Source organism: Barrientosiimonas endolithica (assembly GCF_030296655.1).
Taxonomy (GTDB): domain Bacteria; phylum Actinomycetota; class Actinomycetes; order Actinomycetales; family Dermatophilaceae; genus Barrientosiimonas; species Barrientosiimonas humi.
The window spans coordinates 668,206-692,686 of the sequence record NZ_AP027735.1 but is presented as its reverse complement, the minus strand read 5'-3'; the positions used below and the strand labels follow the sequence as shown (position 1 = coordinate 692,686).

Here is a 24,481-nt window from a genome sequence, read left to right as displayed (position 1 = left end):
GCTCGCGGCACACGGCGAGCGTCGCCAGCACCTCGTCACGGTCGCGGGGTCGCACGACGGCGCTCGGCACCAGGCGGTAGAGCGAGGCGTCGGAGGAGTAGGCCGCGCGGTTCGTGCTGTCGTCGAGCACGTCGCGCACCCCGGCGGCGCGCAACCGCGACACGAGCTCGGTGGTCATCGCCCCATCTTGACGGTCCGGCGGTTCGGCGACGATGCCGGGCCTCTCGGCGACGATGCCGGGAGCCGCGCAGCGCAGCAAGCGGTTCCCGGAGGAGGAGCCGGGACAGAACAATCCGCAAACGCAGCGCAGCAAGCGGCTCCCGGAGGAGGAGCTGAACCCATCAGGTGTTCGTACAGATGACGCGGTCGGCGGCGGCGTACTTGGTCGTCTCCTTCTCGGTGCGTACGACCTTGTCGCCCTGCTTGAGCACCCGGGTCACGTCGATGTCGAACCCGATGTTGGTGGGCACCGGCAGGCAGCCCGGGTCGTCGTCGCGGACGGTCTTGGGCTGGCGGATGTTGTACTTCTCGCTCGAGGAGGTCTCGACGGTGTACTTGCGCTGGCCGAGGAAGCGGATGACCACCTCGTCACCCTCGATGAAGCTCTGGACGACGATCGGCTTGTCGGTGTCGTTGGTCCACTTGTTGTCGATCTTCGGGACCCACAGGGTCGCCTCGCGACCGGCGGGGTAGCGCTCGATCCAGAACGAGTGGGCCTTGTGCTCGTCGAGCTGGACGCCGGCGAAGAACGCCGCGTTGTAGAGCGCGGTCGACACCTGGGAGACGCCGCCGCCCTGGGCCGCGCGCTCCTTGCCGCCCTGGATGGTGGGCGCCGCGCCGTACCCCTTGTCGGGGGTGAGCTCGCCGCCGAGCGTCTGGATCAGGCTGAACTGCTGCCCGACCCCGACCACGGTGCCGTTCATCGCGGCGAGGGCGACCCGCATGTTCTGGGTGCGCACCTTGTTGCTCGGGGTGTTGGGGAACTTCGAGCGGAACTCGCTGATCTGGCTGGTGAGGTCGATGCCCTTGAGGTCGTCGGTCGTGACCTGCGGCTTCTCGACGACGACCGGGGCGTTCACGGTGCGGCTGTCGCTGGAGGTCATCGCCTTGAGCACCGCCGGGCCGAGCTTGGCCTCGTCGAGCTTCTTGCCGTCCTGCGCGGGGGTGACCTGCGGCTTGCCGTCGGTGATGGTGGCCTTGGCGTTGCGCGCCGGCACGGTGAGGTCGGGCTTCTGCTCCAGCAGCAGGTCGGCGGCCTCGGCCCCGTCGACGGTGGCGGCGAGCTTGCCGCCGCTCTGCTTGATCGTCGTGACCGTCGCGAGCTGGCGCGGCGAGAGCTCGGCGCTGGTGTCGTCGACCTTGACGGTGACCGCACCGCTGGTCGCGGGGGTCGCGACGTCGCGCACGAACCGGTCGATCTCGGCGTTGGTCAGCCGCGGCTGCCGCGACGCGACGGGCGCGGAGAACTGCGTCTTGGCCGGCCAGCCCGACGCGATCTCCTCGGCCACCGCCTCGGCGTCGATGCCCTGACCGGGGGTCGAGCGCACGACCGAGACGTTGCCGCCCTCGATCGAGACGCTGCCGTCCTTGGGGGCCGACTCCAGCACGGTGCCCGCGGCCGCCGAGAGGGCGTCGCCCAGCTTGGTGCGGTCGACCGTGACCTCGGCGTCGCGCTCGCTGCCGCCGGTGAGCTTGCCGAGCACGTCGGCGGGGTTGAGGCTGCGCTCACCGAGCCCCGCGAGCGAGCCCGGCACGTCGATGGCCAGGCCGGCGTCGCGCGGGACGACCTGCACCCGCTCGTCGCCGACCTCGACGGTGACCGGGCGGGTGGCGAGGGTCGAGGCCTCGCTCGTGAGCTTGGCGCGGGCGTCGTCCTGGCTCAGGCCGCCCACGTCGACCCCGGCGACCTGGGTGCCGGACGCGATGCGGTCGCCCTGCCAGAGCGCGAGGGCGAGGTAGGCGCCGACCAGCACCAGCGCGGTGAGCCCCAGCCGGAGCCAGATGCTGCTCCAGACCGAGCGGCCCCCGGCTGCTCGTCCGTCGGTCGCGCGGTCGCGCGCGTGCGGGGCACGTCGGGCCCGCCCGGGTCGCCGTGGGTCACTTCGCTGCTCCAAATCGTCCGCGGTAGTAGAGCAGGGCCTCCCCGGCCGCTCGCTCGCCTGCACCGAGCGTACGTGCCCGACGACGATGGAGTGGTCACCAGCGGGGTGCACGGCGGTCGTGGCGAGCTCGAACGTCGCGAGCGCGTCGTCCAGCAGCGCCACCCCCGTCGCCTCGCCGCGGTGGTGCGGCACGCGGTCGAGCTGCCCGTGCAGCGGGCGCCCGCGGGTGGCCAGCCAGGCCGCCGTCGGGCGCTGGTCGGCCGCGAGCACGCTGATGCCGAAGACCCCCGCCTCGAGGATGGCGTCGTGGAAGCGCGCCTCCTGCTCGACCGAGACCAGCATGAGCACCGGGTCGAGCGAGACCGAGGCGATCGCGTTGGCCGTCATGGCGTAGTCCTGCCCGTCGGCGACCGTGGTCACGGCGGTGACGCCGGAGGCGAACCGCGAGACGGCCCGGCGGTAGAAGTCGGGGTCGACGTCGTCGGTCATGCCTGCCCTCCCAGCGGACGCGGGTCACCGCCCGCCGCGAGCGGCTCACCGGTCGCGACGTCCAGCTGCTGATAGGCCTCCCGGCCGGTGAGCAGCAGGGCGATGTCGTTGCTCAGCGCGTACGCCTGCGCCGGCTCCCCAGCAACCGCACCTGGGTGCGGTGCTGGGTCAGCGCGGCCACCTGCCGCGGCACGGCCGCGGCGTCGGCGACGACGTGGGTCACCTGCTCGTCGGGCACGACCGACAGCCGCGCGGTGTGGTCGTCGGCGGGCGCGCCGACCCGCCAGGCGTCGCGCCGCTCGGGGGTGAGCAGGTCACCGACCCGCGCGAGGTCCTGCTGCCACCACGACTCGGGGGTGACCCGGGCGTACAGCGCGGGCGGGTCGTCCAGCAGCCGCAGCGCCGCGAGCGTCACCTCGTGGGTGCGCACGTGGTCGGGGTGGCCGTAGCCGCCGGTGCGGTCGTAGGTCAGCACGGCGTCGGGCGCGAGACGGCGCACCCGCTCGGCCACGGCCGGCGCGACCTGCTCCGGCGGGGCCCCGACGAACGCCCGTGGATGCTCGGCCGACGGCGTCCCGACCATGCCGGAGTCGCGCACCCGCGGCTCCCCCGGCTCGTCGCCGAGCACGGCCCAGGAGGTCACGCCCAGCGCCCGCATGGCCCCGTCGAGCTCACCCCGGCGTACGTCCGCGAGCGGGTCGGGCGCGTCGGCGGCACGCGGCTGCCCGGCCGGCAGCTCGAGGTGACGCAGGTCGGCAGGGATGACCTCGCCCTCCTCGCCGAGGGTCATCGTGAGCACGTGCACCTCGTCGCCGCGCTCCAGAAGGTGCGCGGCAGCGACCCCGGTCCACAGCGTCTCGTCGTCGGGGTGTGCGTGAATCAGCAACCACCGCAAAGGGATTGCGCCTCCTCGCGAAAAATCCTCAGCCGTCGCGCCGGGCGCGGGAGGCCGCCTTGGCACGGTCGTTGGCGTTCAGCTGCACCTTGCGGATGCGCACGGCCTCGGGCGTCACCTCGACGCACTCGTCCTCGCGGCAGAACTCCAGCGACTCCTCGAGCGACAGGTGCTTCGGCGGGATCAGCCGCTCGAGCACGTCGGCCGTGGAGGAGCGCACGTTGGTGAGCTTCTTCTCCTTGGTGATGTTGACGTCCATGTCGTCGGCGCGGGAGTTCTCGCCGACGATCATGCCCTCGTAGACCTCGGTCGTCGGCTCGACGAACATCGTGCCGCGCTCCTGCAGGTTGAACATGGCGTACGTCGTCGCCACGCCCGTGCGGTCGGCGACCAGCGAGCCCGACTGCCGGGTCTTGATCTCGCCGTGCCACGGCTCGTAGCCGTCGAACACGTGGTGGGCGATGCCGGTGCCGCGGGTGTCGGTGAGGAACTGGGTGCGGAAGCCGATGAGCCCGCGCGAGGGCACCTTGAACTCCATCCGGATCCAGCCGGTGCCGTGGTTGGTCATCTGCTCCATGCGCCCCTTGCGGGCGGCCATCAGCTGGGTGATCGTGCCGAGGTGCTCCTCGGGGGTGTCGATCGTGAGGTGCTCGACCGGCTCGTGCACCTTGCCGTCGACCTCGCGGGTGACCACCTGCGGCTTGCCGACGGTCAGCTCGTATCCCTCGCGCCGCATCTGCTCCACGAGGATCGCGAGCGCCAGCTCGCCGCGGCCCTGCACCTCCCAGGCGTCGGGGCGCTCGGTCGGCAGCACGCGCAGCGACACGTTGCCGATCAGCTCGCGGTCGAGCCGCTCCTTCACCAGCCGCGCGGTGACCTTGGAGCCGCGCACCTTGCCCGCCAGCGGGGAGGTGTTGGTGCCGATCGTCATCGAGATGGCCGGCTCGTCGACCGTGATCAGCGGCAGCGGCTCGGGGTTGTCGGGGTCGGCCAGCGTCTCGCCGATGGTGATGTCGGGGATGCCCGCGACGGCGATGATGTCGCCCGGCCCGGCCTGCTCGGCGGGCTCGCGCTCCAGACCGTTGGTCATCAGCAGCTCGGTGATCTTCACCTTCTGCTGGCTGCCGTCGGCGCGGCACCAGGTGACCTGCTGCCCCTTGCGGATCTGGCCGTTGTGCACCCGCAGCAGCGCCAGGCGCCCGAGGAAGTTGGAGGAGTCGAGGTTGGTGACGTGTGCCTGCAGCGGCTTCGCGTCGTCGTACGCCGGCGCCGGGATGGTCTCGACGATCGTCCGGAAGAGCGGCTCCAGGTCGTCGCCCTCGGGCAGCTCGCCGTTCGCGGGACGCACGGTCGAGGCGACGCCGGCCTTGGCCGAGGCGTAGACCACCGGGAAGTCGAGCTGGTCGGCGTGCCCCTCGGCGTCGTCGAGCAGGTCCATGAACAGCTCGTACGTCTCGTCCTCGACCTCCTCGATGCGCGAGTCGGGACGGTCGACCTTGTTGATGCACAGGATGACCGGCATGCGCGCGGCGAGCGCCTTGCGCAGCACGAACCGGGTCTGCGGCAGCGGCCCTCCGAGGCGTCGACCAGCAGCACCACGCCGTCGACCATCGACAGGCCGCGCTCGACCTCGCCGCCGAAGTCGGCGTGGCCGGGGGTGTCGATGATGTTGATGGTGATGCCGGAGTCCTGCGCCGCCGGACCCGTGTAGTGGATCGCGGTGTTCTTGGCGAGGATCGTGATGCCCTTCTCCCGCTCCAGGTCGCCTGAGTCCATCACCCGCTCACCGGTGGTCTCGACGGTGTCGCGTTCGCCGAACGCCCCGGTCTGCCAGAGCATCTTGTCCACGAGGGTGGTCTTGCCGTGGTCGACATGGGCGACGATCGCGACGTTGCGCACGTCGCTGCGGGTCTGAGTTGGCACGACGGTCAGTGTCTCAGGCCGGGCGCGTTGCTCCGAATCGCGACTCGAGCGTGCGCACGACCGGCAGGTCGTCGCGCAGCCAGGCGACGTCGTACAGGTCGTTCTTGGTCAGCCAGCGCAGCTGGTCGTGGTCCTCCAGAGGCCGCGCCTCGCCGCGGGTCGTGCGCGCCCAGCGCACGTGCATGGCGTACGCCTCCCCCAGCGGCCACAGGCCGCTCACCTGCTCACCGGTGAGCGGTCCCGGGACGACGTCGCCGAGCTCGACCTGCACCCCGAGCTCCTCGGCGATCTCCCGGTGCAGCGCGGCCTCGAGCGTCTCGCCGGGCTCGACCTTGCCGCCCGGCAGCTCCCACCCGCCGGCCAGGCGCGAGGGTTCGGTGCGCCGCGCGGCGAGCAGCACCGTGGGGCGAACCAGGTCGTCGACCAGCGCCGCCCCCACCACCAGTCGCCGCGCCACCGGGCGAGCGTATCGAGGCGTTCGCGGGAGGTCTCGACTCGGACACGGGCCTGCGCAACTGCCCCGCGCGAACCTGGCCGTGTGGGTAGGGTCACACCACTTCGATCACGTGCCTCAGGCGTGCCCGCACGGCCTGGAGCCCGTCCCAGCATGAGAGGTACCCATGACGGTCAACCGCAGGGTCGCAGCCCTGGCCGCGGTGAGCGCAGTCACCCTGACGCTCGCCTCGTGCGCATCGTCCGATCGCGAGGATTCAGCAGGGGCGAGCGGCTCCGGCGGAGGCGGCGACACGATCACCTTCGGCGCCGCCGGCGCCCCGGCCATGTTCGACCCCTTCTACGGCACCGACGGCGAGACGTTCCGGCCCGCGCGCCAGATCTTCGAGACGCTCGTCGACTTCAAGCCCGGCACGGCCGACCTGGCCCCCGGCCTCGCCACCAAGTGGACCCCGTCCAACGGCGGCAAGACCTGGACCTTCGACCTGCAGCAGAACGTCAAGTTCACCGACGGCACGGCGTTCAACGCCGACGCGGTCTGCAAGAACTTCACCCGCATGTTCGACCAGAACGCCGCCGGCCAGACCGCCGCGTCCTACTGGGCCGACAACATGGGCGGCTTCAAGTCCAAGGGTGCGGCCGAGGCGCTCTACAAGAGCTGCACGCCCAAGGGCGCGAACCAGGTCGTCATCGACATCAACCGCCCGACCTCGAAGTTCCCCGCGCTGCTGGGTCTGCCGTCGTTCTCCATGCAGAGCCCGACCGCGATGGACAAGTACAAGGCCAACAACATCACCCCGCAGGGCGACGGCTACACCTACTCCGAGTACGCCCTGAAGTACCCCACGGGCACGGGCAAGTTCAAGCTCGAGAAGTACGACGAGGCCAACAAGACCATCACCATGGTCCGCAACGACGACTACTGGGGCGACAAGGCCAAGCCGGCCCGGCTCGTCTTCAAGATCATCCCCGACGAGACCGCCCGCAAGCAGGCGCTGGCCGCCGGCACGATCGACGGCTACGACCTGCCCAACCCGGTCGACTGGCCGAAGCTCAAGCAGGACGAGAACCTGCAGATCCGCCCGGCGTTCAACCTGCTCTACCTGGGCCTGAACCCCAAGGCGAACCCGGACCTGAAGGACCTCAAGGTCCGCCAGGCGCTGATGTACGGCATCAACCGCGACCAGTTCGTCAAGACCCAGCTGCCCGAGGGCGCGACGGTCGCGACGCAGTGGATCCCGAGCACGGTCGACGGGTTCAACAAGGACGTCACGAAGTACAACTACGACCCGAACAAGGCCAAGCAGCTGCTGCAGCAGGCCGGCAAGTCCAACCTCACGATCAAGCTGTGGTACCCCTCCGAGGTGAGCCGGCCGTACATGCCGGACCCGCAGAAGGTGTTCCAGCAGGTCAAGAGCGACTGGGAGAAGATCGGCGTCAAGGTGCAGCCGGTCACCAAGCCGTGGAACGGCGGCTACCTCACCAGCACCGACCAGGGCCAGGCCGACGCGTTCTTCCTGGGCTGGACCGGTGACTACAACACGGCCGACAACTTCGTCGCCAACTTCTTCGGCTCGCCCGGTGGCGCCTTCGGCGTCGACGGCTACCCGTTCGGCAACACCCTGCTGAAGGAGATCAAGGACGCCGACGGCATCGTCAACGAGGGTCAGCGCACGACCGCCTACAAGAACCTCATGGGCAAGCTCATGAAGGACTACATGGTCGGTCTGCCGATCTCGAGCAGCCCGCCGGCGATCGTCTTCGCGAAGAACGTGACGGGTGTCGTGCCGAGCCCGCTCACCGCGGAGGACTTCGCCACCGCCGAGAAGAAGTGACCTAGCCGGGGTGGCCGCGCACGCAGACGTCGTGGGCGGCCACCCCGCTGCTGCCCCGCCTGACTCCCGTCCCCGGAAGGTCGCTGTGCTCAGATTCATCGTGCGCCGCGTGCTGCAGATGATCGGCGTGCTGTTCGTGCTGTCGATCCTGCTGTTCGCCTGGACGCGCTCCCTGCCCGGTGGGCCGGTCGACGCCATCTGCGGCGAGCGCTGCAACGACGAGCAGCGCGCCGCGCTGCGCGCTCAGCTCGGGCTCGACAAGTCCGTCTTCCAGCAGTACCTCACGTTCCTCGGTAACGCCTTCCAGGGACGCTTCGGCACCTCCACCGGCGTGCTGCCCGGCACCGACGCGATGGACCTGTTCCTGCGGCGGCTGCCGGCCACCCTCGAGCTGTCGGTGACGGCCATCTTCATCGCGGTGCTCTTCGGGGTGCCGCTGGGCTACCTCGCGGCGCGCCGCCGCGGCGGCATCTTCGACAACATGTCGATCATCGGCTCGCTCGTCGGCGTCGCGGTGCCGGTCTTCTTCCTGGCGTTCGTGCTGAAGTACTTCTTCGCGATCGACAACCAGATCCTGCCGCTGCAGGGGCGCCAGGGCGACATCAACGCCACCCGGGTCACCGGCTTCTTCGTGCTCGACGGGATCCTCACCCGCGAGTGGGACGCCGCCTGGAACGCCATCCAGCACCTGATCCTCCCCTCGATCGCGCTGGCCACCATCCCGTTCGCGGTGATCTTCCGGATCACCCGCGCCGCGGTGCTCGACGTACTCGACGAGGACTACGTCCGCACCGCCGAGGCGAAGGGCCTCACCGCGCGCACGATCCGGTGGCGGCACGTGCTGCGCAACGCCCTGCTCCCGGTGACCACCACGCTCGGTCTGCAGATCGGCGCGCTGCTCGGCGGGGCGGTGCTCACCGAGCGGGTCTTCGTCTGGGGCGGCATCGGCGAGTCGCTGGCCAGCGCCATCCAGCTGCGCGACTACGCCGTGATCCAGGTGTTCATCCTGATGGCCGCCGCGGGTTATGTCGTCGTCAACCTGCTCGTCGACATCGGCTACGCCATCATCGACCCGCGCGTCAGGACCCGGTGAGGCCGCGATGAGCTCCCTGAACCCGATGACCCGCAAGAAGGAGCGCATCGACGCGCTCGCGGAGTCCACCGCCGGCCCCTCCCGAGGGGTGGCCAGGTCGCCGAGGCCGGCAAGGTCGCCGGCGGCGAGGGCACCAGCCTGCTGGCCAGCGCCTGGAAGCGGTTGCGCCGCAACCCCGCCTTCTGGATCGGTGCGGTGCTGACCGGGCTGGTCGTGCTGCTGGCGATCTTCGCGCCGTGGCTCGCCCCGCACGACCCGGCCGCACGCGTCCTCATCGACAAGGTGTCCTCCGCGAACAACCCGGTGCCAGGTCCCGAGCCCGGCTCACCGCTGGGAGCCGACGGGTCTCCGTTCGGGCGTGACCTGCTCTCCCGCCTGATCTGGGGCAGCCGGCAGACGCTGCAGATCGGCTTCCTCGCCACCATCGGCGGGTTCATCGGCGGCCTGATCCTCGGCACGCTCGCCGGTGCGTTCGGCGGCTGGATCGACTCGGCCATCATGCGCGTGGTCGACGTGATGCTGTCGATCCCCTCGATCCTGCTGGCCACCGCGATCGCGACCCTCTACGGCCGCGCCTCGAACAACACCCTGATCGTGGCCATCGCGATCGTGCAGATCCCGATCTTCGCGCGGCTGCTGCGCGGCTCGATGCTGGCCCAGCGGCACAGCGACCACGTGCTCGCGGCACGGGCGCTCGGGGTCAGGCAGCGGGCGATCGTCCTGCGGCACATGCTGCCCAACTCGCTCGCGCCGATCCTGGTGCAGGCGACCCTGGTGCTCGCGACGTCGATCATCGATGCCGCCGGCCTGACCTTCATCGGTCTGGGCGCCGTCACCGACGACTCGCCGGAGTGGGGCCAGATGCTCGGTTCGCGTCAGACGCAGTCGCTGTTCGACACGTATCCGCACCTGGCCTTCTGGCCGGCCGCGTGCATCATCGTCACCGCCCTCGGCTTCACCCTGCTCGGTGAGTCGCTGCGCGAGGCCCTCGACCCCAAGAGCAGGAGGTGATCGGCGCATGACCGCCCCCACCACCGACCGCAGGCCAGCAGGCGGCACCGGCGGCGAGCCGCTGCTGCAGGTGCGCGACCTGTCGGTCGTCTTCCAGCGGCGCGGCGACGAGCCGTTCACCGCCGTCGACAAGGTGAGCTTCGACGTACGCCCCGGCCAGACGGTCGGACTCGTCGGCGAGTCCGGTTGCGGCAAGTCGGTGACGTCGATGGCGATCATGGGGCTGCTGCCCAAGCGCGGCAACCGGATCACCGGCGAGGTGCTCTACGACGGCACCGACCTGCTGTCGCTCAGCGACCGCGAGCGCCGCGACCGGCGCGGGCGCGACCTGGCGATGATCTTCCAGGACCCGCTGTCGTCGCTGAACCCGGTGATCCCGATCGGCATCCAGGTGACCGAGGTCATCGAGCGCCACCAGGGCAAGAAGCGCAAGCAGGCCATGCCCGAGGCGCGCGAGCTGCTCGACAAGGTCGGCATCCCCGACCCCAACCGGCGGCTCAAGGAATATCCCCACCAGCTGTCCGGCGGGATGCGTCAGCGCGCGCTGATCGCGATGGCGCTGGCCTGCAAGCCGCGGCTGCTGATCGCCGACGAGCCGACCACGGCGCTCGACGTGACGATCCAGGCGCAGATCCTCACCCTGCTGCAGGACCTCGTGCGCGAGTCCGACACGGCGCTGATCATGATCACCCACGACCTGGGCGTGGTCGCCGGTCTCGTCGACGAGGTCAACGTGCTCTACGCCGGCCGCATCGTCGAGCGGGCCGGTCGCCACGACATGTTCGCCGACCCGCGCCACCCCTACACCGGCGGGCTGCTCGGCTCGATCCCGCGGCTCGACGCCGACCGGCACGAACCGCTCAACCCGGTGCCGGGCTCGGTCGCCGACAACCTCCCGTGGACCCACGCGTGCGCGTTCCAGCCGCGCTGCTCGCAGCCGATCGACCGGTGCGTCGAGGCGGCCCCTGCGCTCGAGCCGATCGAGCAGGGTGTCGAGGGGCCGCACCTGCTGCGCTGCTTCAACCCGCTGCCGCCCGACTCCGGCGACGCCCCCGCCCGCAACCCCCAGGAGGCCTGATGTCGACCGTGGCCACCGAGACCGACCAGACCCGCCCGCCCGCGGGTGACGACGTGCTGCTCGACGCGCGCGGCGTCAAGGTGCACTTCCCGATCAAGCGGGGCGTGATCTTCGACAAGACGATCGGTTATGTCTATGCCGTCGACGGGGTGGACCTGCAGATCCGGCGGGGCGAGACGTACGGCCTTGTCGGCGAATCCGGTTGCGGCAAGTCGACGTTGGGCCGAGCGCTGCTGAAGCTGGAGGAGCCGACCGCAGGATCGGTGGAGTTCGACGGCACCGACCTGGCCCAGCTCGACGGCGAGCCGCTGCGGCGCCGCCGGCAGGACATGCAGATGATCTTCCAGGACCCGCTGTCGAGCCTCGACCCGCGGCAGACGGTGGAGTCGCTGCTGCTGGAGGGCATGGAGGCGCACGGGCTCACCAAGAACAAGGGGGAGGCGCAGGAGCGGCTGCGCGAGCTGCTGGCCGCCGTCGGGCTGCCGCCGCAGGCGCTGCGGAAGTATCCCCACGAGTTCTCCGGCGGGCAGCGCCAGCGCATCGGCATCGCCCGGGCGCTGTCGGTCAACCCCAAGCTCATCGTCGCCGACGAGCCGGTGAGCGCGCTCGACGTCTCGGTGCAGGCGCAGGTGATCAACCTGCTGGAGCAGCTGCAGGACGAGTTCGACCTGACCTATCTGGTGGTCGCGCACGACCTGGCCGTGGTGCGGCACATCAGCGACACCGTCGGGGTGATGTACCTCGGGTCGATCGTCGAGGAGGCGGCGGCCGACGACCTGTACGCCGAGCCGCTGCACCCTACACCAAGGCGCTCATGTCGGCGGTGCCCGTGCCCGACCCGACCGTCGAGGACCGGCGCGAGCGGATCCTGCTCCAGGGTGACCTGCCAAGCCCGGCGAACCCGCCGAGCGGCTGTCGCTTCCACACCCGCTGCCCGTGGCGGCAGGAGACGCGCTGCGACGACGAGCGCCCCGAGCTGCGCACGGTGCAGATCGCGGGGGTGCCCGAGAGCCATCGGGTCGCCTGCCACTGGGCCGAGGACATCCAGGCCGGCACGATCCAGCCGCACTCGGTCGAGACGCTGCTCACCGACCCGTCGGCCGACGTGCCGATCGGCGGCGAGCCCGAGGCGCCGGCGTCGATCGCTGAGCTCTGAGCCGTGGCGGCGCGCGGCGTGCTGGTGGTCCAGCACGAGGACTCCTGCCCGCCCGGCTGGCTGGGTGAGCGGTGGGCGGCGACCGGGCTCGAGCTGGACGTGCGCCGGCCCTACCGCCCGGAGGCCGACCAGCAGCTGCCCGACTCGCTCGACGAGCACACCGCGCTGGTGGTGCTCGGTGGCGAGATGGGGGCCGACGACGACGCCGACTTCGCGTGGCTGCCGCAGGTGAAATCGTTGCTGCAGCAAGCGCTTTCGCGTGACGTCCCCACTCTCGGCGTATGCCTGGGTCACCAGCTCCTCGCCGTCGCCGCGGGTGGCGAGGTGCGGCGCAACCCGCACGGCCACGCCACCGGCGTCACCCCGATCCGGCTCACCGGCGAGGGCGCGGGAGACCCGCTGCTGGACGACCTCGACCGCCGCCCGGTCGTGCAGTGGAACGACGACGTCGTCGTGCGGCTGCCCGCCGCGGCGACGCTGCTGGCCGAAGCCCCCGACGGCTCGCCGCAGGCCATCCGCGTCGGGCCGCGGGCGTGGGGCGTGCAGTTCCACCCCGAGGCCGGCCCGCAGATCTTCGACGCCTGGACCGTCGACAAGCCGTCGGCCAACCTGCCCCGCGCCGACGGCATCGACGTCGCGGCAGCCGCCGACGACGTACGTGCCGCCGAGGGTGAGCTGCGGGCGCTCGGCGACCTGCTCGCCGACCGGTTCGCCGCGATCGTGGGAGCGCCGCTGGCCCGTCAGGGTTCGTGATCGGCGCGCTCCCGGGCGCAGGACGCGGCAGACTCGACCAGGTGACCACCGCCCGCCCGAGCCCCGCCGAGCTCGACGCCCGCACCCCGGCCGACCGCGACCGGGTGGTCGACGCGGTGCGCGCGGCGAGCATCCTCGTCGTGGTGCTCGGCCACTGGACGATGGCCGCGCCCGAGCGGGTCGAGGGATCGCTGCGGCTGCGCAACGTGCTCGAGGTCGCCACCTGGGCGCAGCCGCTCACCTGGCTCTTCCAGGTCATGCCGCTGTTCTTCCTCGCCGCCGGGTTCGCCAACCACCGTTCGCTCGCGCCGCGCGCCGACGGCACCCGCCGCCCGGTCGCGGCCTACCTCGCCGGCCGGGTCGACCGGGTCCTGCGGCCGACGCTGATCTTCCTCGCGGTCTGGCTGGTCGGGGCCTGGGTGGCGGTCGCGCTCGGCGCACCCGAGCGAGCGCTCGACGCCGCCGGCACCGCCGCCGCGATGCCGCTGTGGTTCCTCGCGATCTACCTGCTCCTCGCGCTGCTCGCGCCCGCGCAGCTGGCGGTCCACCGCCGGTGGCCACTGCTGCTGCCGACGGTGCTGCCGGCCGGGGTGCTGCTGCTCGACCAGGCGCAGGGCACCGGCTGGGCGGCGCTGGCCTTCCTCAACTACGCGCTCGTCTTCGGGCTCTGCCAGGAGCTGGGGTTCTGGTACGCCGACGGCCGGCTCCAGCGGCTGCCCCGCCTCGCGTGGGTGGCCGGCGCCGCGGCGGCCGTGGCGCTGCTGCTCGTGGCCACGCAGCTGGGCGACTACCCCGTCAGCATGATCGGTCTGCCCGGGCAGAAGGTGTCGAACATGATGCCGCCGAGCATCTGCGTGGTGCTGGTCGCGCTGCTGCAGCTGTCGCTGCTCATGCTGCTGCGGCCGGCGCTCGCGCGGTGGCTGCAGCGCCCCGGCCCGTGGGCCGCGACGGTCGGGGTGAACCTGCGCATCATGACCGTGTTCCTCTGGCACCTCAGCGGATTCGCCGCCGCGGCCGGCATCCTGCTGGCGCTCGACGCGCCCCTGCCCGCCATCGCCAGCGGCGCCTGGTGGGCCTGGAAGCTGGTGTGGATCGCGCTGTCCGCGCTCGTCACCGTGGCCTTCGTGCTCGCGCTGGGCCGGGCCGAGCAGGGCGCGGGCCAGGTGGCGGCGCCACCCGCCCCGCTCGCCGTGCTCGGCACCGCCGTGGCGTTCGTCGGGCTGGTGATGGTCGCCTGCGCCGGCTTCGTCGCGCCGTTCGAGGCGGGTGGCATCGAGCTGGTGGGCATGCGGTTCGTGCCCGCCGTCGGGGCCGCCCTCGTGGTGGTGGGTTACGCACTCACCCGCGCCGGGCGTACGACCGCCGCCCCCTCCCCCACCCGCTGAAACGCGGTTCTAGCGCTCTGACCGCACCCCAGCGGAGTCGGAGCGCATGAAACCGGGTTTCGTGCGTTAGACCTCAATGCATCGGGGTCAGACGCACGAAACCCGGTTTCATCCGGAGAAGGGGGCAGGGACAAGGGCCGGGACAGGGGCAGTCGCGTCATTCGCCCTTGTGCAGCACCGCCACCGGCATCGTTGAGCCCTCGAGCACGCGCTTGCTCACCGAGCCCAGCAGCATGCCGGTAAACCCGCCGCGCCCCCGGCTTCCGACGACCAGCAGGTCGGCGCCCGCGGCCGCCTCGAGCAGCGCGGTCGCGGCCTTGGCGCGGCGGATCTCGATCTCGACGGGCACGTCGGGAAAGGCCGTACGCCGGTCGGCCAGCACGCGCTCGACGAGCGCCCGGTGCTTGGTCTCGACGGCTTCCCACTCGGGGGTGCCGGGCTCGGTGACGACGGCGCCGTCGACGACCTCGATCGACCAGGCCACCACGCAGCGCAGGGTCGCGCCGTGGCGGGCGGCGTAGGACAGCGCGAAGTCGACGGCGGCGCCGCTCTGCTTGCTGCCGTCGACGCCGACCACGACCCGGCCGGACGCGCCGGTCAGCCGGTCGGGCAGCACGACGGCGGGGCACTGCGCGTGCGCGGCGACCGACAGCGCGGTGGAGCCGACGAACGGGCGGCTCGGCTCACCGCCACCGCCCACGACGACGGCCGCGGCGGTCCGGCTCAGCTCGACGAGCACCCCGGCGACCGACCCCGGCACCGACGACGCGGTCACGGCGAGCTCGGGCTGCCGGGCGCGCGCGACCTGCGCTGCGCGCGCCAGCGTCGAGGCCTCCCCTCCAGCGTGTCGGCCGGCAGGGAGGTCATGGGCAGGTATCCCTCGCCGGCCATCAGGCTGATGCCGAGGTCGACGACCTCCTGCAGGTGCAGCGGCCGGCCCAGCGAGGCGGCCTCGTCGGCGGCCCAGGTGACCACGGTGGCGTCGTGCTCCTGCCCGTCGACACCGACGATCACGGCGCCGTCGGGCGCGCTGTCGGCCGGGACGGCGACCTCGGGGGCGGGTTCGCGGGTGCTCTCGTCAGCCATGCCTCATCCTGGCACGCCGCTCCCGCCCGCCACGCCGGTGAATCGCGCAGATCCCTTCCCACATCAGGTAAGCAACCGCTTAGTATGGTCGCGTCGACCACGCCTCAGGAGGATGCGCATGCATCGCAAGCTCAGCGACGAGGACGCCGCCTTCCAGACGAAGATGCGGGAGTTCTTCACCACCGAGATCCCCCAAGACCTGCGCGATCGCTGGCATGCGGGCGGTGAGGTCGAGCCCGACGACGTACGCCAGAGCCAGCGCCTGCTCAACGCCGCCGGTCTGGCGGTGCCCGGCTGGCCCACGGAGTACGGCGGCCAGGACTGGACCGAGCTGCAGCGCCACATCTGGCTCTCGGAGATACAGGCCGCGTCGGTGCCGCCGCCGCTGGCGTTCAACGCCAACATGGTCGGCCCGGTCATCGCGACGTTCGGCAGCGAAGAGCTGAAGAAGCGCTTCCTGCCCGACACCGCCAACCTCGACATCTGGTGGTGCCAGGGGTTCTCCGAGCCCGACGCCGGCTCCGACCTCGCGTCGCTGCGCACGACCGCGGTGCGCGAGGGCGACGAGTACGTCGTCAACGGGCAGAAGACCTGGACCACCCTGGGCCAGCACGCCGACTGGATCTTCGCGCTGGTGCGCACCGACCCCGACGCCCCGAAGAAGCAGCAGGGCATCTCCTTCCTGCTCATCGACATGAAGTCCCCCGGCGTGACCGTGCGCCCCATCCAGCTGATCGACGGCGGCCACGAGGTCAACGAGGTCTTCTTCGAGAACGTGCGGGTGCCTGCCGACCAGCTGGTCGGCGAGGAGAACAAGGGCTGGGACTACGCCAAGTTCCTGCTCGGCAACGAGCGGGTCGGTGTGGCCCCGGTCGGCTCGATCAAGCGACGCCTCGCCGACGCGAAAACCTATGCCTCCCAGGTGCGTTCGGGTGACGGCACGCTGCTCGAGGAGCCGCTGCTGGCCGCCCGCATCGCCGAGCTCGAGACGCAGGTCATGGCGCTGGAGCTCACCGTGCTGCGGGTCGCCGCCGGCTCCAAGGAGGGCAAGCCCGACCCCGCGTCGTCGATCCTGAAGCTGCGCGGCTCGCAGCTGCAGCAGGACGTGCTCGAGCTCATCGTCGACATCGCGGGTCCGTCGGCGCTGTCCTGGGAGTCCGGCGCGCTCGGCGCCGAGTGGGACTGGACCGCGAGCGCGATGCCGACCTATCTCAACTTCCGCAAGGCCTCGATCTACGGCGGCTCCAACGAGGTGCAGCGCCAGATCATCGCCACCGGCATCCTCGGACTGAAGGGCTGACCATGGACTTCACGATCGACGCTGAGCAGAAGGCGCTGCGCGACGCGGTGCGCACCCTGGCCGAGCGGCACGCGCCGCAGTACGGCGACGGCAACGCCCCCGTCGGCCCGACCGACAACGACGAGAAGACCTGGGCCGCCCTGGCCGAGCTGGGCGCGCTGGGCCTGCCCTTCCCCGAGGAGGACGGCGGCTTCGGCGCCTCCCCGGTCGAGGTGAGCGTGGTCGCGTCCGAGCTCGGACGCCGCGGGGTGCGCACGGCGTACGCCGATGCCCTGGTCGCGAACTACGTTCTCACCAAGGCGGATTCGAGCTCCGACGTGCTCGAGCAGGCGCTCTCCGGCGAGGCCCTCGTGCTGCCGGCCCTGGCCGAGCCGGGCCGAGCCTGGTCGCCGCTCGAGACCGCCGTGACCGCAACCGGCACGGGTGAGGAGGCCAAGCTCACCGGCACCAAGGGGCCGGTCCCCTCGCTGGCGAGCGCGGCGTACGTCGTCGTGCCGGCGAGCACCGGCGGCGGGCTCGGACTGTTCCTGGCTCAGGTGCCCGAGGGCTCCGGTCCGCTGGTGGCGCTGTCCGACACCCCGGCCACGCTGCTGGTCGGCCCCGACCGCGCCGCGGACGTGCTCACCGAGGCGCTGTGCCTCGGCATCGTCGCGCTGGCCGGCGAGGCGCTCGGCGCGATGGAGGGCGCGCTGCAGCTGACCACCGAGTACCTCAAGACGCGCAAGCAGTTCGGCGTGCCGCTGATGACGTTCCAGACGCTCACCCAGCGCGCCGCCGATATGTACGCCGAGCTCGAGCTCGCCCGCAGCACAGCGCTTTTCGCGGCCATGGCGATCGCGGAGAACCCGGGCGACGCGGTCACCGCGTCGCGCACCAAGGTCGTGATCGGGCAGGCCGGCCGGCGCGTCGGCCAGGAGGCGATCCAGCTGCACGGTGGCATCGGCATGACGGCGGAGTACGCCGTCGGCCACCTCGCCGGGCGGCTCGCCGAGATCGACCGCACCTTCGGCGACACCCGTCAGCACCTCGCGGCGCTGGCGTCCGGGGTCTCCGACTACGAGATGGTCGACGTCCTGGCCTGAAGCCGGGCCCCAACCTCAAGAATGATCGAGGCGGATCGGCATGCCGATCCGCCTCGATCATTTTTGGGTGTCTCGACGCTGCGCAGCGGCGCACGCTGTGACTACGCCCGGCGCACCTCGAAGCGCGCCGGCTCCTTGAGCGACTGACCGACGACGCAGTACCGCTCGGTCGAGCGCGCCAGACGCTCGAGCGCCTTGTTGTCGGCGTCGGTGTCGAGCGTGGCCGTGACCACCACGTCGGTCAGGCCGACCGGGGCGCTGCGGTCGATGCCCAGGGTGCCGCGGGCGTCGAAGAAGCCGTCGGCGCGCAGGTCGGCCGAGCGCAGCTCGACGCCCATCGAGGTCGCGACGGCGCGCAGCGTGACGCCGGCGCAGCCGAGCAGCGCCTCGAGCAGCATGTCGCCGGAGCAGGCGTCGGAGCCGTCGCCGCCAGTGGACTCGTGCAGCCCGGCGCGGACGGGGCCGGCGAAACCCTCGATGGTGGCGGTCACGCCGGGCTCGCGGAAGCTGCCCTGCGCCCGCACGGGCGTCTTGGCGGCGGTGGGGTCGGCGGCGTACTTCTCGCGCAGCGGCGCCTGCTGCGCCCGAAGCTGTTCGGCGTCCATGCGCTCATCGTCGCTCACGGCGTACGTCCACGGGACCGGGTGCCCAGCGACCGGAACGGCCAGCTCGGCGACGATGCCGGCAGGCCCAGCTCGGCGACAATGCCGGCAGGCCCAGCTCGGCGACGATGCCGGCAGGCCGGAGCCTGCGACGGTCTGCCGGAGGAGGAGCCGAGCTCACAAAGGCGAACCGAGCCTGCGACGGTCTGCCGGAGGAGGAGCCGAGCTCACAAAGGCGAACCGAGCCTGCGACGGACTGCCGGAGGAGGAGCTGAGCTCATGAATAAGCGAGGCGCCACCCGCTCGGGGGTCCGGGTGGCGCCTCGCTTCACTGGTCATATCGCTAGGGGTCTGCGGGGCGTTACACGTTTCAAGAACTTTTTCTCCGCGGCCCCGGTGCGCGCCCCAGGAACCCGGTGGACAACGGTGACGGCCGGCGCCCGGAAGGCGCCGGCCATCACCTGCGGGGTGGGCGTGGTCACGCCGCCACGGCGCCACCCTGCTGCGCGGCCGGCTCGAGGGCGTACTCGAGGATCTCGGCCACGTCGCTGACCGGACGCACGTCCAGCTCGGCGAGCACCTCGTCGGGCACGTCGTCCAGGTCGGGCTCGTTGCGCTGCGGGACGAAGACGGTCTTCAGCCCGGCCCGCTGGGCGGCGAGCAGCTTCTGCTTCACGCCGCCGATCGGCAGCACGCGACCGTTCAGCGTGACCTCGCCGGTCATGCCGACGTCACCGCGCACCAAGCGCCCCGAGGCGAGCGACGCGAGCGCCGTCACCATCGTGACGCCGGCCGAGGGGCCGTCCTTGGGGATCGCCCCGGCGGGCACGTGCAGGTGGACCGAGCCGCGCAGCCGCGCCGCGTCGATGCCCTGCTCGGCGCCGTGCGCCCGCAGGTAGGACAGGGCGATCTGCGCCGACTCCTTCATCACCTCGCCGAGCTGCCCGGTGAGGGTCAGGCGGGTGCCGCCCTCCCCGGCTGGAGCGGCTCGTCGGTGACGGGCGCGCTGGCCTCGACGAACAGCACGTCGCCGCCCATGCCGGTCACGGCGAGGCCGGTGGAGACGCCGGGCACGGCCGTACGCTCCTCGGACTCCGGCGTGAACCGTGGCCGCCCGAGGTAGCCGCGCAGGTCGGCGACGTCAACGGTCACCGGGACCTGGGCCTTGTCGGTGGCCAGCTCGGTCGCGACCTTGCGCAGCGCCTTGCCGATGAGCCGCTCGAGCTGACGCACGCCCGCCTCGCGGGTGTGGTTGGCGGCCATCTCGCGCAGCGCGGCGTCGGTGATCGTCACCTCGTCGGCGCCGAGCGCGGCGCGCTCCAGCTGCCGCGGGAGCAGGTGGTCACGGCCGATGGCGACCTTGTCGTCCTCGGTGTAGCCGTCGATCGAGACCAGCTCCATGCGGTCCAGCAGGGCCGGCGGGATGGTCTCCAGCGCGTTGGCCGTCGCGATGAACAGCACGTCGGACAGGTCGAGGTCCAGCTCGAGGTAGTGGTCGCGGAACGTGTGGTTCTGCGCCGGGTCGAGCACCTCGAGCAGCGCGGCCGCCGGGTCGCCCCGGAAGTCGCTGCCGACCTTGTCGATCTCGTCGAGCAGCACGACCGGGTTCATCGAGCCGGCCTCCTTGATCGCCCGCACGATGCGGCCCGGCAGGGCCCCGACGTACGTCCGCCGGTGACCACGGATCTCGGCCTCGTCGCGGACGCCACCCAGCGCCACGCGTACGAACTTCCGGTCGAGCGCGCGTGCCACGGACTCCCCGAGGGAGGTCTTGCCGACGCCGGGCGGACCGGCGAGCGCCAGCACCGCGCCGGAGCCGCGGCCGCCGACGACCTCGAGACCGCGCTCGGCGCGACGGGCGCGCACGGCGAGGTACTCGACGATGCGGTCCTTCACGTCGTCGAGCCCGTGGTGGTCGGCGTCGAGCACCTCGCGCGCCGCGTTGATGTCGGTGCGGTCGGAAGTCCTGTCGTTCCAAGGGAGTTCGAGGACGGTGTCGAGCCAGGTGCGGATCCAGCCGCCCTCGGGGCTCTGGTCGCTTGCGCGCTCCAGCTTGCCCACCTCGCGCAGCGCGGCCTCGCGGACCGCGTCGGGCAGGTCGGCGGACTCGACGCGGGTGCGGTAGTCGTCCGCACCCTCCGGCTCGCCCTCGCCGAGCTCCTTGCGAATGGCGTCGAGCTGCTGTCGCAGCAGGAACTCCCGCTGGCTCTTCTCCATGCCCTCGCGCACGTCGTCGGCGATCTTGTCGGAGACCTCCTGCTCGGCGAGGTGGTCGTTCGTCCACGCGATCAGCGACTCCAGCCGCTGCTCCAGGTCGAGCTGCTCCAGCAGCTCGACACGCTGGTCGAGCGTGAGGTAGGACGCCCAGCCGGCCATGTCGGCCAGCTGCGCCGGGTCCTGGACGCCATTGACGACGTCGATGATCTGCCACGCCTGGCGCCGCTCGAGCACGGCGACCAGCACGCGCTTGTAGTCCGTGGCCAGCTCGCGCGCCCGCTCGGTGACGTCGGGGTCGTCGACCGTCTCGGCCTCGACCCACAGGGCGGCGCCGGGGCCGGTCACGCCCTGGCCGATGCGCGCGCGGCTCTCGGCGCGCAGGACGGCGGCGCGGGCGCCACCGGGCATCCGGCCGATCTGCTCGATGCTGGCGACGACGGCGAAGGTCGGGTACCGGTCGCCCACGCGCGGGGCGAGCAGCAGCCTGCCGTCGGAGCCCGCTCGGGCCGCCTCGACCGCGGCGCGCGCCTGGTCGTCCAGCTCGATGGGCATGGTCATTCCGGGTAGGGCGACCTGGTCCTGCAGGAACAGGACCGGCAGCCTGAGGTTCTGGGTCATGCCACTCCTTGAAAGTTGAGTCTTGCCATATCAAGGCAGAAGGCGGCTCAGTTGTTCCCGGAGTGAAGTATGTGCCCGGTGACGTGGGTCATTCCCGGCCGAGCGAGGGCGTACGGCTCAGCTGCGGCGCCACTCGTACGGCGTGGTGGTGGACACCTTGACCAGGCCGGCGCGCTCGAGGATCGGGCGCGAGAACTCGGTGGAGTCGCTGTGGATCAGGGTCTTTCCGGCGGCGAGCGCGGCCCGCGCCCGCGCCGCGGTGAGCGCGCGGTAGATGCCACGGCCGCGCCACTCGGGTCGCGTCGCGCCGCCCCAGATCCCGGCGAAGTCGGTGCCCGGCACGGGCTCCAGGCGACCGGCGCTGACCACCTGGCCGTCGACCTTGGCGACTCACAGCGTCATGCCGTCGCCGCGGGCCAGGCGCGCCAGCAGCTGGTCGGCGTGCGCCGGTGTCACCGGGTCGCCGAACACCTCGTCCTGCATCGCGCTCATCGCGCGGACGTCGTTCTCGTCGCTGACGGTTCGGACGGTGACGCCCTCGGGCAGCGGCACCTCGACGTCGAGCAGCCCCGCGTCACCGATCATGATCGACTCCGGTTCGCCGGGCGCGAACCCGTTGTCGCACAACGCGTCGTGCAGCCCAGGGGCACGATCGTGCCCTCGGGTCTTCCACTCGACCCGGGAGATCTGCGGGTCGGCCCGGAAATGCGCCAGCGCACTCGGCACCAGCCGTCGGATGCCAGCCTCGTTCAGGTCGCCCAGGTCGCGATACGTGATGAAACCCCTCCCGCCGGAGAACGTGACCAACCGCAACGGTCCGTTCGCGGAAACCGATATGGCAGAAGGCGTTTCGGCTTCGGTGCGCAGCTGTTCGTCGTACGCCGCGAGCAGGTCGGCAGGGTCGGTGACGGGCATGCGTGCGCGGACTCCTCGGGGGTGGGGGAATCCCTGACGCTATAACCCGGCCGCGCGCCCCCGCAGCCGAATTTCCGAAGTCAGCGCAGCTGCTGGTCGCCGAACCAGGGCTTCGTGGCCGCTGGCCACGTGCCGTCGTTGCGCGCGATGTTGAGCCACTGGTCGACGTACGCCTTGAAGTCGACGTCCCCGCGCGGGAGCAGGTAGCCCTTCTGGCTGAAGTTGAACGGCTTGTCGGGGTGCACGGCGCACAGCTGCGGCTTTTCGTTGGCCACCCAGACGGTCTCGCTGGCGTCGGTCGTCATGACGTCGGCCTTCCCGGCGATGATCTGGTCGAAGATCGTGTTGTTGTCCTTCCACCTGATCACCTCCCCTTGGGGTAGTTCGCCACGGCGAACTCCTCGTTGGTGCCGCCCTCGGGAGTGATCGATCGAACTCCCGGTCGGTTGATCTCGGCGACGGTGTCGAACTTGGATACGTTGCGGCACAGCGTGATCGGCGTCTTGCCCTCCGTCAGCACGGGGTCGGAGAAGAACGCCCGCTGAGCCCGGTCGGTGGAGATCGAGACGCCGCCCATCCCGATGTCGCACTTCGCGAGGAAGTCAGGCATGAGGTTCTTCCAAGTGGTCGGCACCCAGGTGATCTGTGCCCCGAGCGAGGCCGCGAGGCTCTTCGCCATGGTCACGTCGATCCCGCTGTACGCCTTCGTCGCCGGATCGAGGTAGGTGAACGGGCGGTAGTCACCGGTCGTGCACACCCGCAGCCGCTTGGTCGCTCGCACGGTGTCGAGCCGAGAACGACCAGACGAGGTCGTTGTCGCCGGCCCGCTGGGCGCAGCCGCAGACGACGACGCCGCGCTCTGCCCACCGGGCGTCGAGCTCGCCGGCGAGCCGTCGCCCGCGTCGCCGCTGCAGCCGGCAACAAGGAGAGCGGAGGCCGCGCCCGCTGCCATGGTCCGTCGCATCCGTTCAGGCTATGGCCGCCGCCATGGTTACGGTGGAGTTCCTGCAGCCCACCACTCGGAGGATCGCGATGTCGTGCGTGAGTTTCCTGAGCGAGCAGCAGCGTGCCCAGCTGCGCAGCTCGGCGGGAGAACGCTTGTCCCCGGAGGAGATTCGCGCGGTGCACCCGACGCCGCCGGTGACCGAGGGCAAGGTGCGGCGACTGCGCCTGCTCGCCGAGAGCCCCGACCCGCGCATCCGCGAGAGCGCGGCGCTCAACCACCACTGCCCCGCCGACGTCCTCACTCGGCTCGCCGGCGACGACGAGGACTCGGTGCGCACGTGCGTGGCGCGGCAGCCGGCCGCCCCGGCCGAGCTGCTGGCCCGACTGGCCGCCGACCCCGCGCCCCAGGTGCGCACGTGGGTCGCGGCCAACCCGTCGGTGAGCGAGGAGCTGCTCGACTCCCTCGCCGAGGACGACGACGAGACTGTGCGGCAGGTCGTCGCGTGGGCGCGCGCCTGGCCGCAGCGCGCGCAGGCCTGACCGACCGGCGGGCCTGACCGGCCCCCGCACACCGCCCCGGGCCTCAGTCGCCCTCGGTGTGCTTCGCGCGGCTGACGATCTTGGGGTCGGGCGCGAACACCACGTCGGTGTCCTTGCCGTCGTAGTCGAACTGGTGCAGGAACGCCCGCATGGCGTTGAGCCGGCCACGCTTCTTGTCGTTGCTCTTCACGACGATCCACGGGGCGTACTTCTTGTCGGTGAGCTCGAACGTGGCCTCCTTGGCCGCGGTGTACTCCTCCCACCGGTCGAGGCTCTCCAGGTCCATCGGCGACAGCTTCCACCGGCGCACCGGGTCGATCTGCCTGAGCGCGAAGCGAGTTCGCTGCTCGTCCTGGGTGACCGAGAACCACATCTTCGTCACGGTGATGCCGCTGTCGACGAGCATCCGCTCGAACTGCGGCGCCTGCTTCATGAAGATGTCGTACTCCTCGTCGGTCGCGAACCCCATGACCCGCTCGACGCCCGCGCGGTTGTACCAGCTGCGGTCGAACAGCACGATCTCCCCCGCGGTCGGCAGGTGGTTGACGTAGCGCTGGAAGTACCACTGCCCCTGCTCGGTCGAGGACGGCTTGTTCAGCGCGACGACCCGGGCTGAGCGCGGGTTGAGGTGCTCCATGAACCGCTTGATCGTGCCGCCCTTGCCGGCGGCGTCGCGCCCTCGAAGACGAGCACGTGCTTGGCGCCGACCTCCTGGCTCCAGTACTGGAACTTCAGCAGCTCCACCTGCAGCTTGTACTTCTCCTCGTCGTAGGTCTCCCGGTCGAGCAGCTCCTCGTACGGGTAGCCCTGCCGCCAGGTCTCGACCGCCTTGCCGTCGGGCGTGATCAGGACCGGGTCCTCACCCTCGGCGTCCTGGACCGTGTAACCCTCGATCCGCAGCTTGTCGATGTACTCGCGGAGGTTCATGTGCTGCACCATGAGGGCATTCCATCGCACGACCGGGTGCCACCGGTACGCCCTCGGGGAACCTGCGGCGAACGCC

At 71.4% G+C, this 24,481-nt stretch carries 19 protein-coding genes and 4 pseudogenes; 10 read left to right on the top strand and 13 right to left on the bottom strand.

Annotated elements, in window-relative coordinates:
* Positions 1–341: 341 nt before the first annotated feature.
* The 4 genes and pseudogenes from QUE40_RS03605 to QUE40_RS03590 form a co-directional block, all read right to left on the bottom strand.
* On the bottom strand, positions 342–2,591 hold the full coding sequence (locus QUE40_RS03605; protein WP_289232348.1) for a VanW family protein: 2,250 nt from the start codon (positions 2,589–2,591) through the stop codon (positions 342–344).
* A 112-nt stretch (positions 2,592–2,703) separates the two neighbouring features.
* Positions 2,704–3,477, bottom strand: a complete 774-nt coding sequence (locus tag QUE40_RS03600) for a PIG-L family deacetylase (RefSeq protein ID WP_289232347.1) — start codon at positions 3,475–3,477, stop codon at positions 2,704–2,706.
* A 37-nt stretch (positions 3,478–3,514) separates the two neighbouring features.
* Positions 3,515–5,409 (bottom strand): annotated as a pseudogene (typA, locus tag QUE40_RS03595) (translational GTPase TypA).
* A 13-nt stretch (positions 5,410–5,422) separates the two neighbouring features.
* Positions 5,423–5,866 (bottom strand): (deoxy)nucleoside triphosphate pyrophosphohydrolase, encoded by a 444-nt coding sequence (locus QUE40_RS03590; protein WP_289232346.1) that lies wholly within the window; start codon positions 5,864–5,866, stop codon positions 5,423–5,425.
* A gap of 199 nt (positions 5,867–6,065) precedes the next feature.
* Here QUE40_RS03590 and QUE40_RS03585 point away from each other — a divergent pair, with 199 nt between their 5' ends.
* The 7 genes and pseudogenes from QUE40_RS03585 to QUE40_RS03555 all read left to right on the top strand — a co-directional run bounded on the left by QUE40_RS03585 (position 6,066) and on the right by QUE40_RS03555 (position 14,173).
* A complete protein-coding gene (locus tag QUE40_RS03585; RefSeq protein WP_350227062.1) occupies positions 6,066–7,697 on the top strand; it encodes an ABC transporter substrate-binding protein in 1,632 nt (543 codons plus the stop codon).
* Positions 7,698–7,782: 85 nt separating this feature from the next.
* Positions 7,783–8,790, top strand: coding sequence for an ABC transporter permease (locus QUE40_RS03580; RefSeq protein ID WP_211344517.1), 1,008 nt, complete (start codon positions 7,783–7,785; stop codon positions 8,788–8,790).
* Between the two features lie 162 nt (positions 8,791–8,952).
* Positions 8,953–9,801, top strand: coding sequence for an ABC transporter permease (locus tag QUE40_RS03575; protein ID WP_289232344.1), 849 nt, complete (start codon positions 8,953–8,955; stop codon positions 9,799–9,801).
* Positions 9,802–9,808: 7 nt separating this feature from the next.
* Positions 9,809–10,879 carry an ABC transporter ATP-binding protein gene (locus tag QUE40_RS03570; protein WP_289232343.1) on the top strand — a complete coding sequence of 357 codons (1,071 nt, stop codon included), beginning with the start codon at positions 9,809–9,811 and terminating at the stop codon, positions 10,877–10,879.
* Positions 10,879–12,035: pseudogene (locus QUE40_RS03565) on the top strand (ABC transporter ATP-binding protein). Before QUE40_RS03570 ends, QUE40_RS03565 begins: the two are co-directional and overlap by 1 nt.
* 3 nt (positions 12,036–12,038) lie before the next feature.
* Positions 12,039–12,788: a type 1 glutamine amidotransferase gene (locus QUE40_RS03560; protein WP_350227061.1), complete on the top strand. Its 750-nt coding sequence runs from the start codon at positions 12,039–12,041 to the stop codon at positions 12,786–12,788.
* A gap of 41 nt (positions 12,789–12,829) precedes the next feature.
* The gene (locus QUE40_RS03555) at positions 12,830–14,173 is read left to right on the top strand and encodes an acyltransferase family protein (RefSeq protein ID WP_289232342.1); all 1,344 of its coding nucleotides are present in this window, start codon (positions 12,830–12,832) and stop codon (positions 14,171–14,173) included.
* 157 nt (positions 14,174–14,330) lie between these two features.
* Here QUE40_RS03555 and QUE40_RS03550 read toward each other — a convergent pair whose 3' ends face one another.
* Together QUE40_RS03550 and QUE40_RS03545 are read right to left on the bottom strand one after the other, a co-directional pair.
* Positions 14,331–14,948: a universal stress protein gene (locus QUE40_RS03550; protein ID WP_289232341.1), complete on the bottom strand. Its 618-nt coding sequence runs from the start codon at positions 14,946–14,948 to the stop codon at positions 14,331–14,333.
* Positions 14,945–15,259, bottom strand: a complete 315-nt coding sequence (locus tag QUE40_RS03545; RefSeq protein ID WP_289232340.1) for a hypothetical protein — start codon at positions 15,257–15,259, stop codon at positions 14,945–14,947. The genes QUE40_RS03550 and QUE40_RS03545 overlap by 4 nt, the downstream gene beginning before the upstream one ends.
* A gap of 118 nt (positions 15,260–15,377) precedes the next feature.
* Between QUE40_RS03545 and QUE40_RS03540 the strand changes: the two genes are divergently transcribed.
* The gene (locus QUE40_RS03540) at positions 15,378–16,559 is read left to right on the top strand and encodes an acyl-CoA dehydrogenase family protein (protein WP_289232339.1); all 1,182 of its coding nucleotides are present in this window, start codon (positions 15,378–15,380) and stop codon (positions 16,557–16,559) included.
* Positions 16,560–16,561: 2 nt separating this feature from the next.
* A complete protein-coding gene (locus tag QUE40_RS03535) occupies positions 16,562–17,641 on the top strand; it encodes an acyl-CoA dehydrogenase family protein (protein ID WP_289232338.1) in 1,080 nt (359 codons plus the stop codon).
* A 101-nt stretch (positions 17,642–17,742) separates the two neighbouring features.
* Here QUE40_RS03535 and QUE40_RS03530 read toward each other — a convergent pair whose 3' ends face one another.
* From QUE40_RS03530 to QUE40_RS03510, 6 genes and pseudogenes are all read right to left on the bottom strand, one after another.
* Positions 17,743–18,246: an OsmC family protein gene (locus tag QUE40_RS03530; protein WP_289232337.1), complete on the bottom strand. Its 504-nt coding sequence runs from the start codon at positions 18,244–18,246 to the stop codon at positions 17,743–17,745.
* 475 nt (positions 18,247–18,721) lie between these two features.
* Positions 18,722–19,171, bottom strand: coding sequence for a S16 family serine protease (locus QUE40_RS03525; protein ID WP_289232336.1), 450 nt, complete (start codon positions 19,169–19,171; stop codon positions 18,722–18,724).
* Positions 19,172–19,197: 26 nt separating this feature from the next.
* The gene (locus QUE40_RS03520; RefSeq protein ID WP_289232335.1) at positions 19,198–21,078 is read right to left on the bottom strand and encodes an AAA family ATPase; all 1,881 of its coding nucleotides are present in this window, start codon (positions 21,076–21,078) and stop codon (positions 19,198–19,200) included.
* A 117-nt stretch (positions 21,079–21,195) separates the two neighbouring features.
* Positions 21,196–21,993, bottom strand: a pseudogene (locus QUE40_RS03515) (GNAT family N-acetyltransferase).
* Positions 21,994–22,073: 80 nt separating this feature from the next.
* Positions 22,074–22,361 (bottom strand): type 2 periplasmic-binding domain-containing protein, encoded by a 288-nt coding sequence (locus QUE40_RS19595; RefSeq protein WP_433997039.1) that lies wholly within the window; start codon positions 22,359–22,361, stop codon positions 22,074–22,076.
* Positions 22,358–22,957: a transporter substrate-binding domain-containing protein gene (locus tag QUE40_RS03510; protein WP_433997038.1), complete on the bottom strand. Its 600-nt coding sequence runs from the start codon at positions 22,955–22,957 to the stop codon at positions 22,358–22,360. Before QUE40_RS03510 ends, QUE40_RS19595 begins: the two co-directional genes overlap by 4 nt.
* Before the next feature lie 77 nt (positions 22,958–23,034).
* On the opposite strand from QUE40_RS03510, the gene QUE40_RS03505 reads away from it, so the two are divergent.
* On the top strand, positions 23,035–23,478 hold the full coding sequence (locus tag QUE40_RS03505; protein ID WP_142004436.1) for a variant leucine-rich repeat-containing protein: 444 nt from the start codon (positions 23,035–23,037) through the stop codon (positions 23,476–23,478).
* A gap of 43 nt (positions 23,479–23,521) precedes the next feature.
* On the opposite strand, the pseudogene ppk2 reads toward QUE40_RS03505, so the two are convergent.
* A pseudogene (gene ppk2 / locus QUE40_RS03500) lies at positions 23,522–24,417 on the bottom strand (polyphosphate kinase 2).
* Positions 24,418–24,481: the final 64 nt, after the last annotated feature.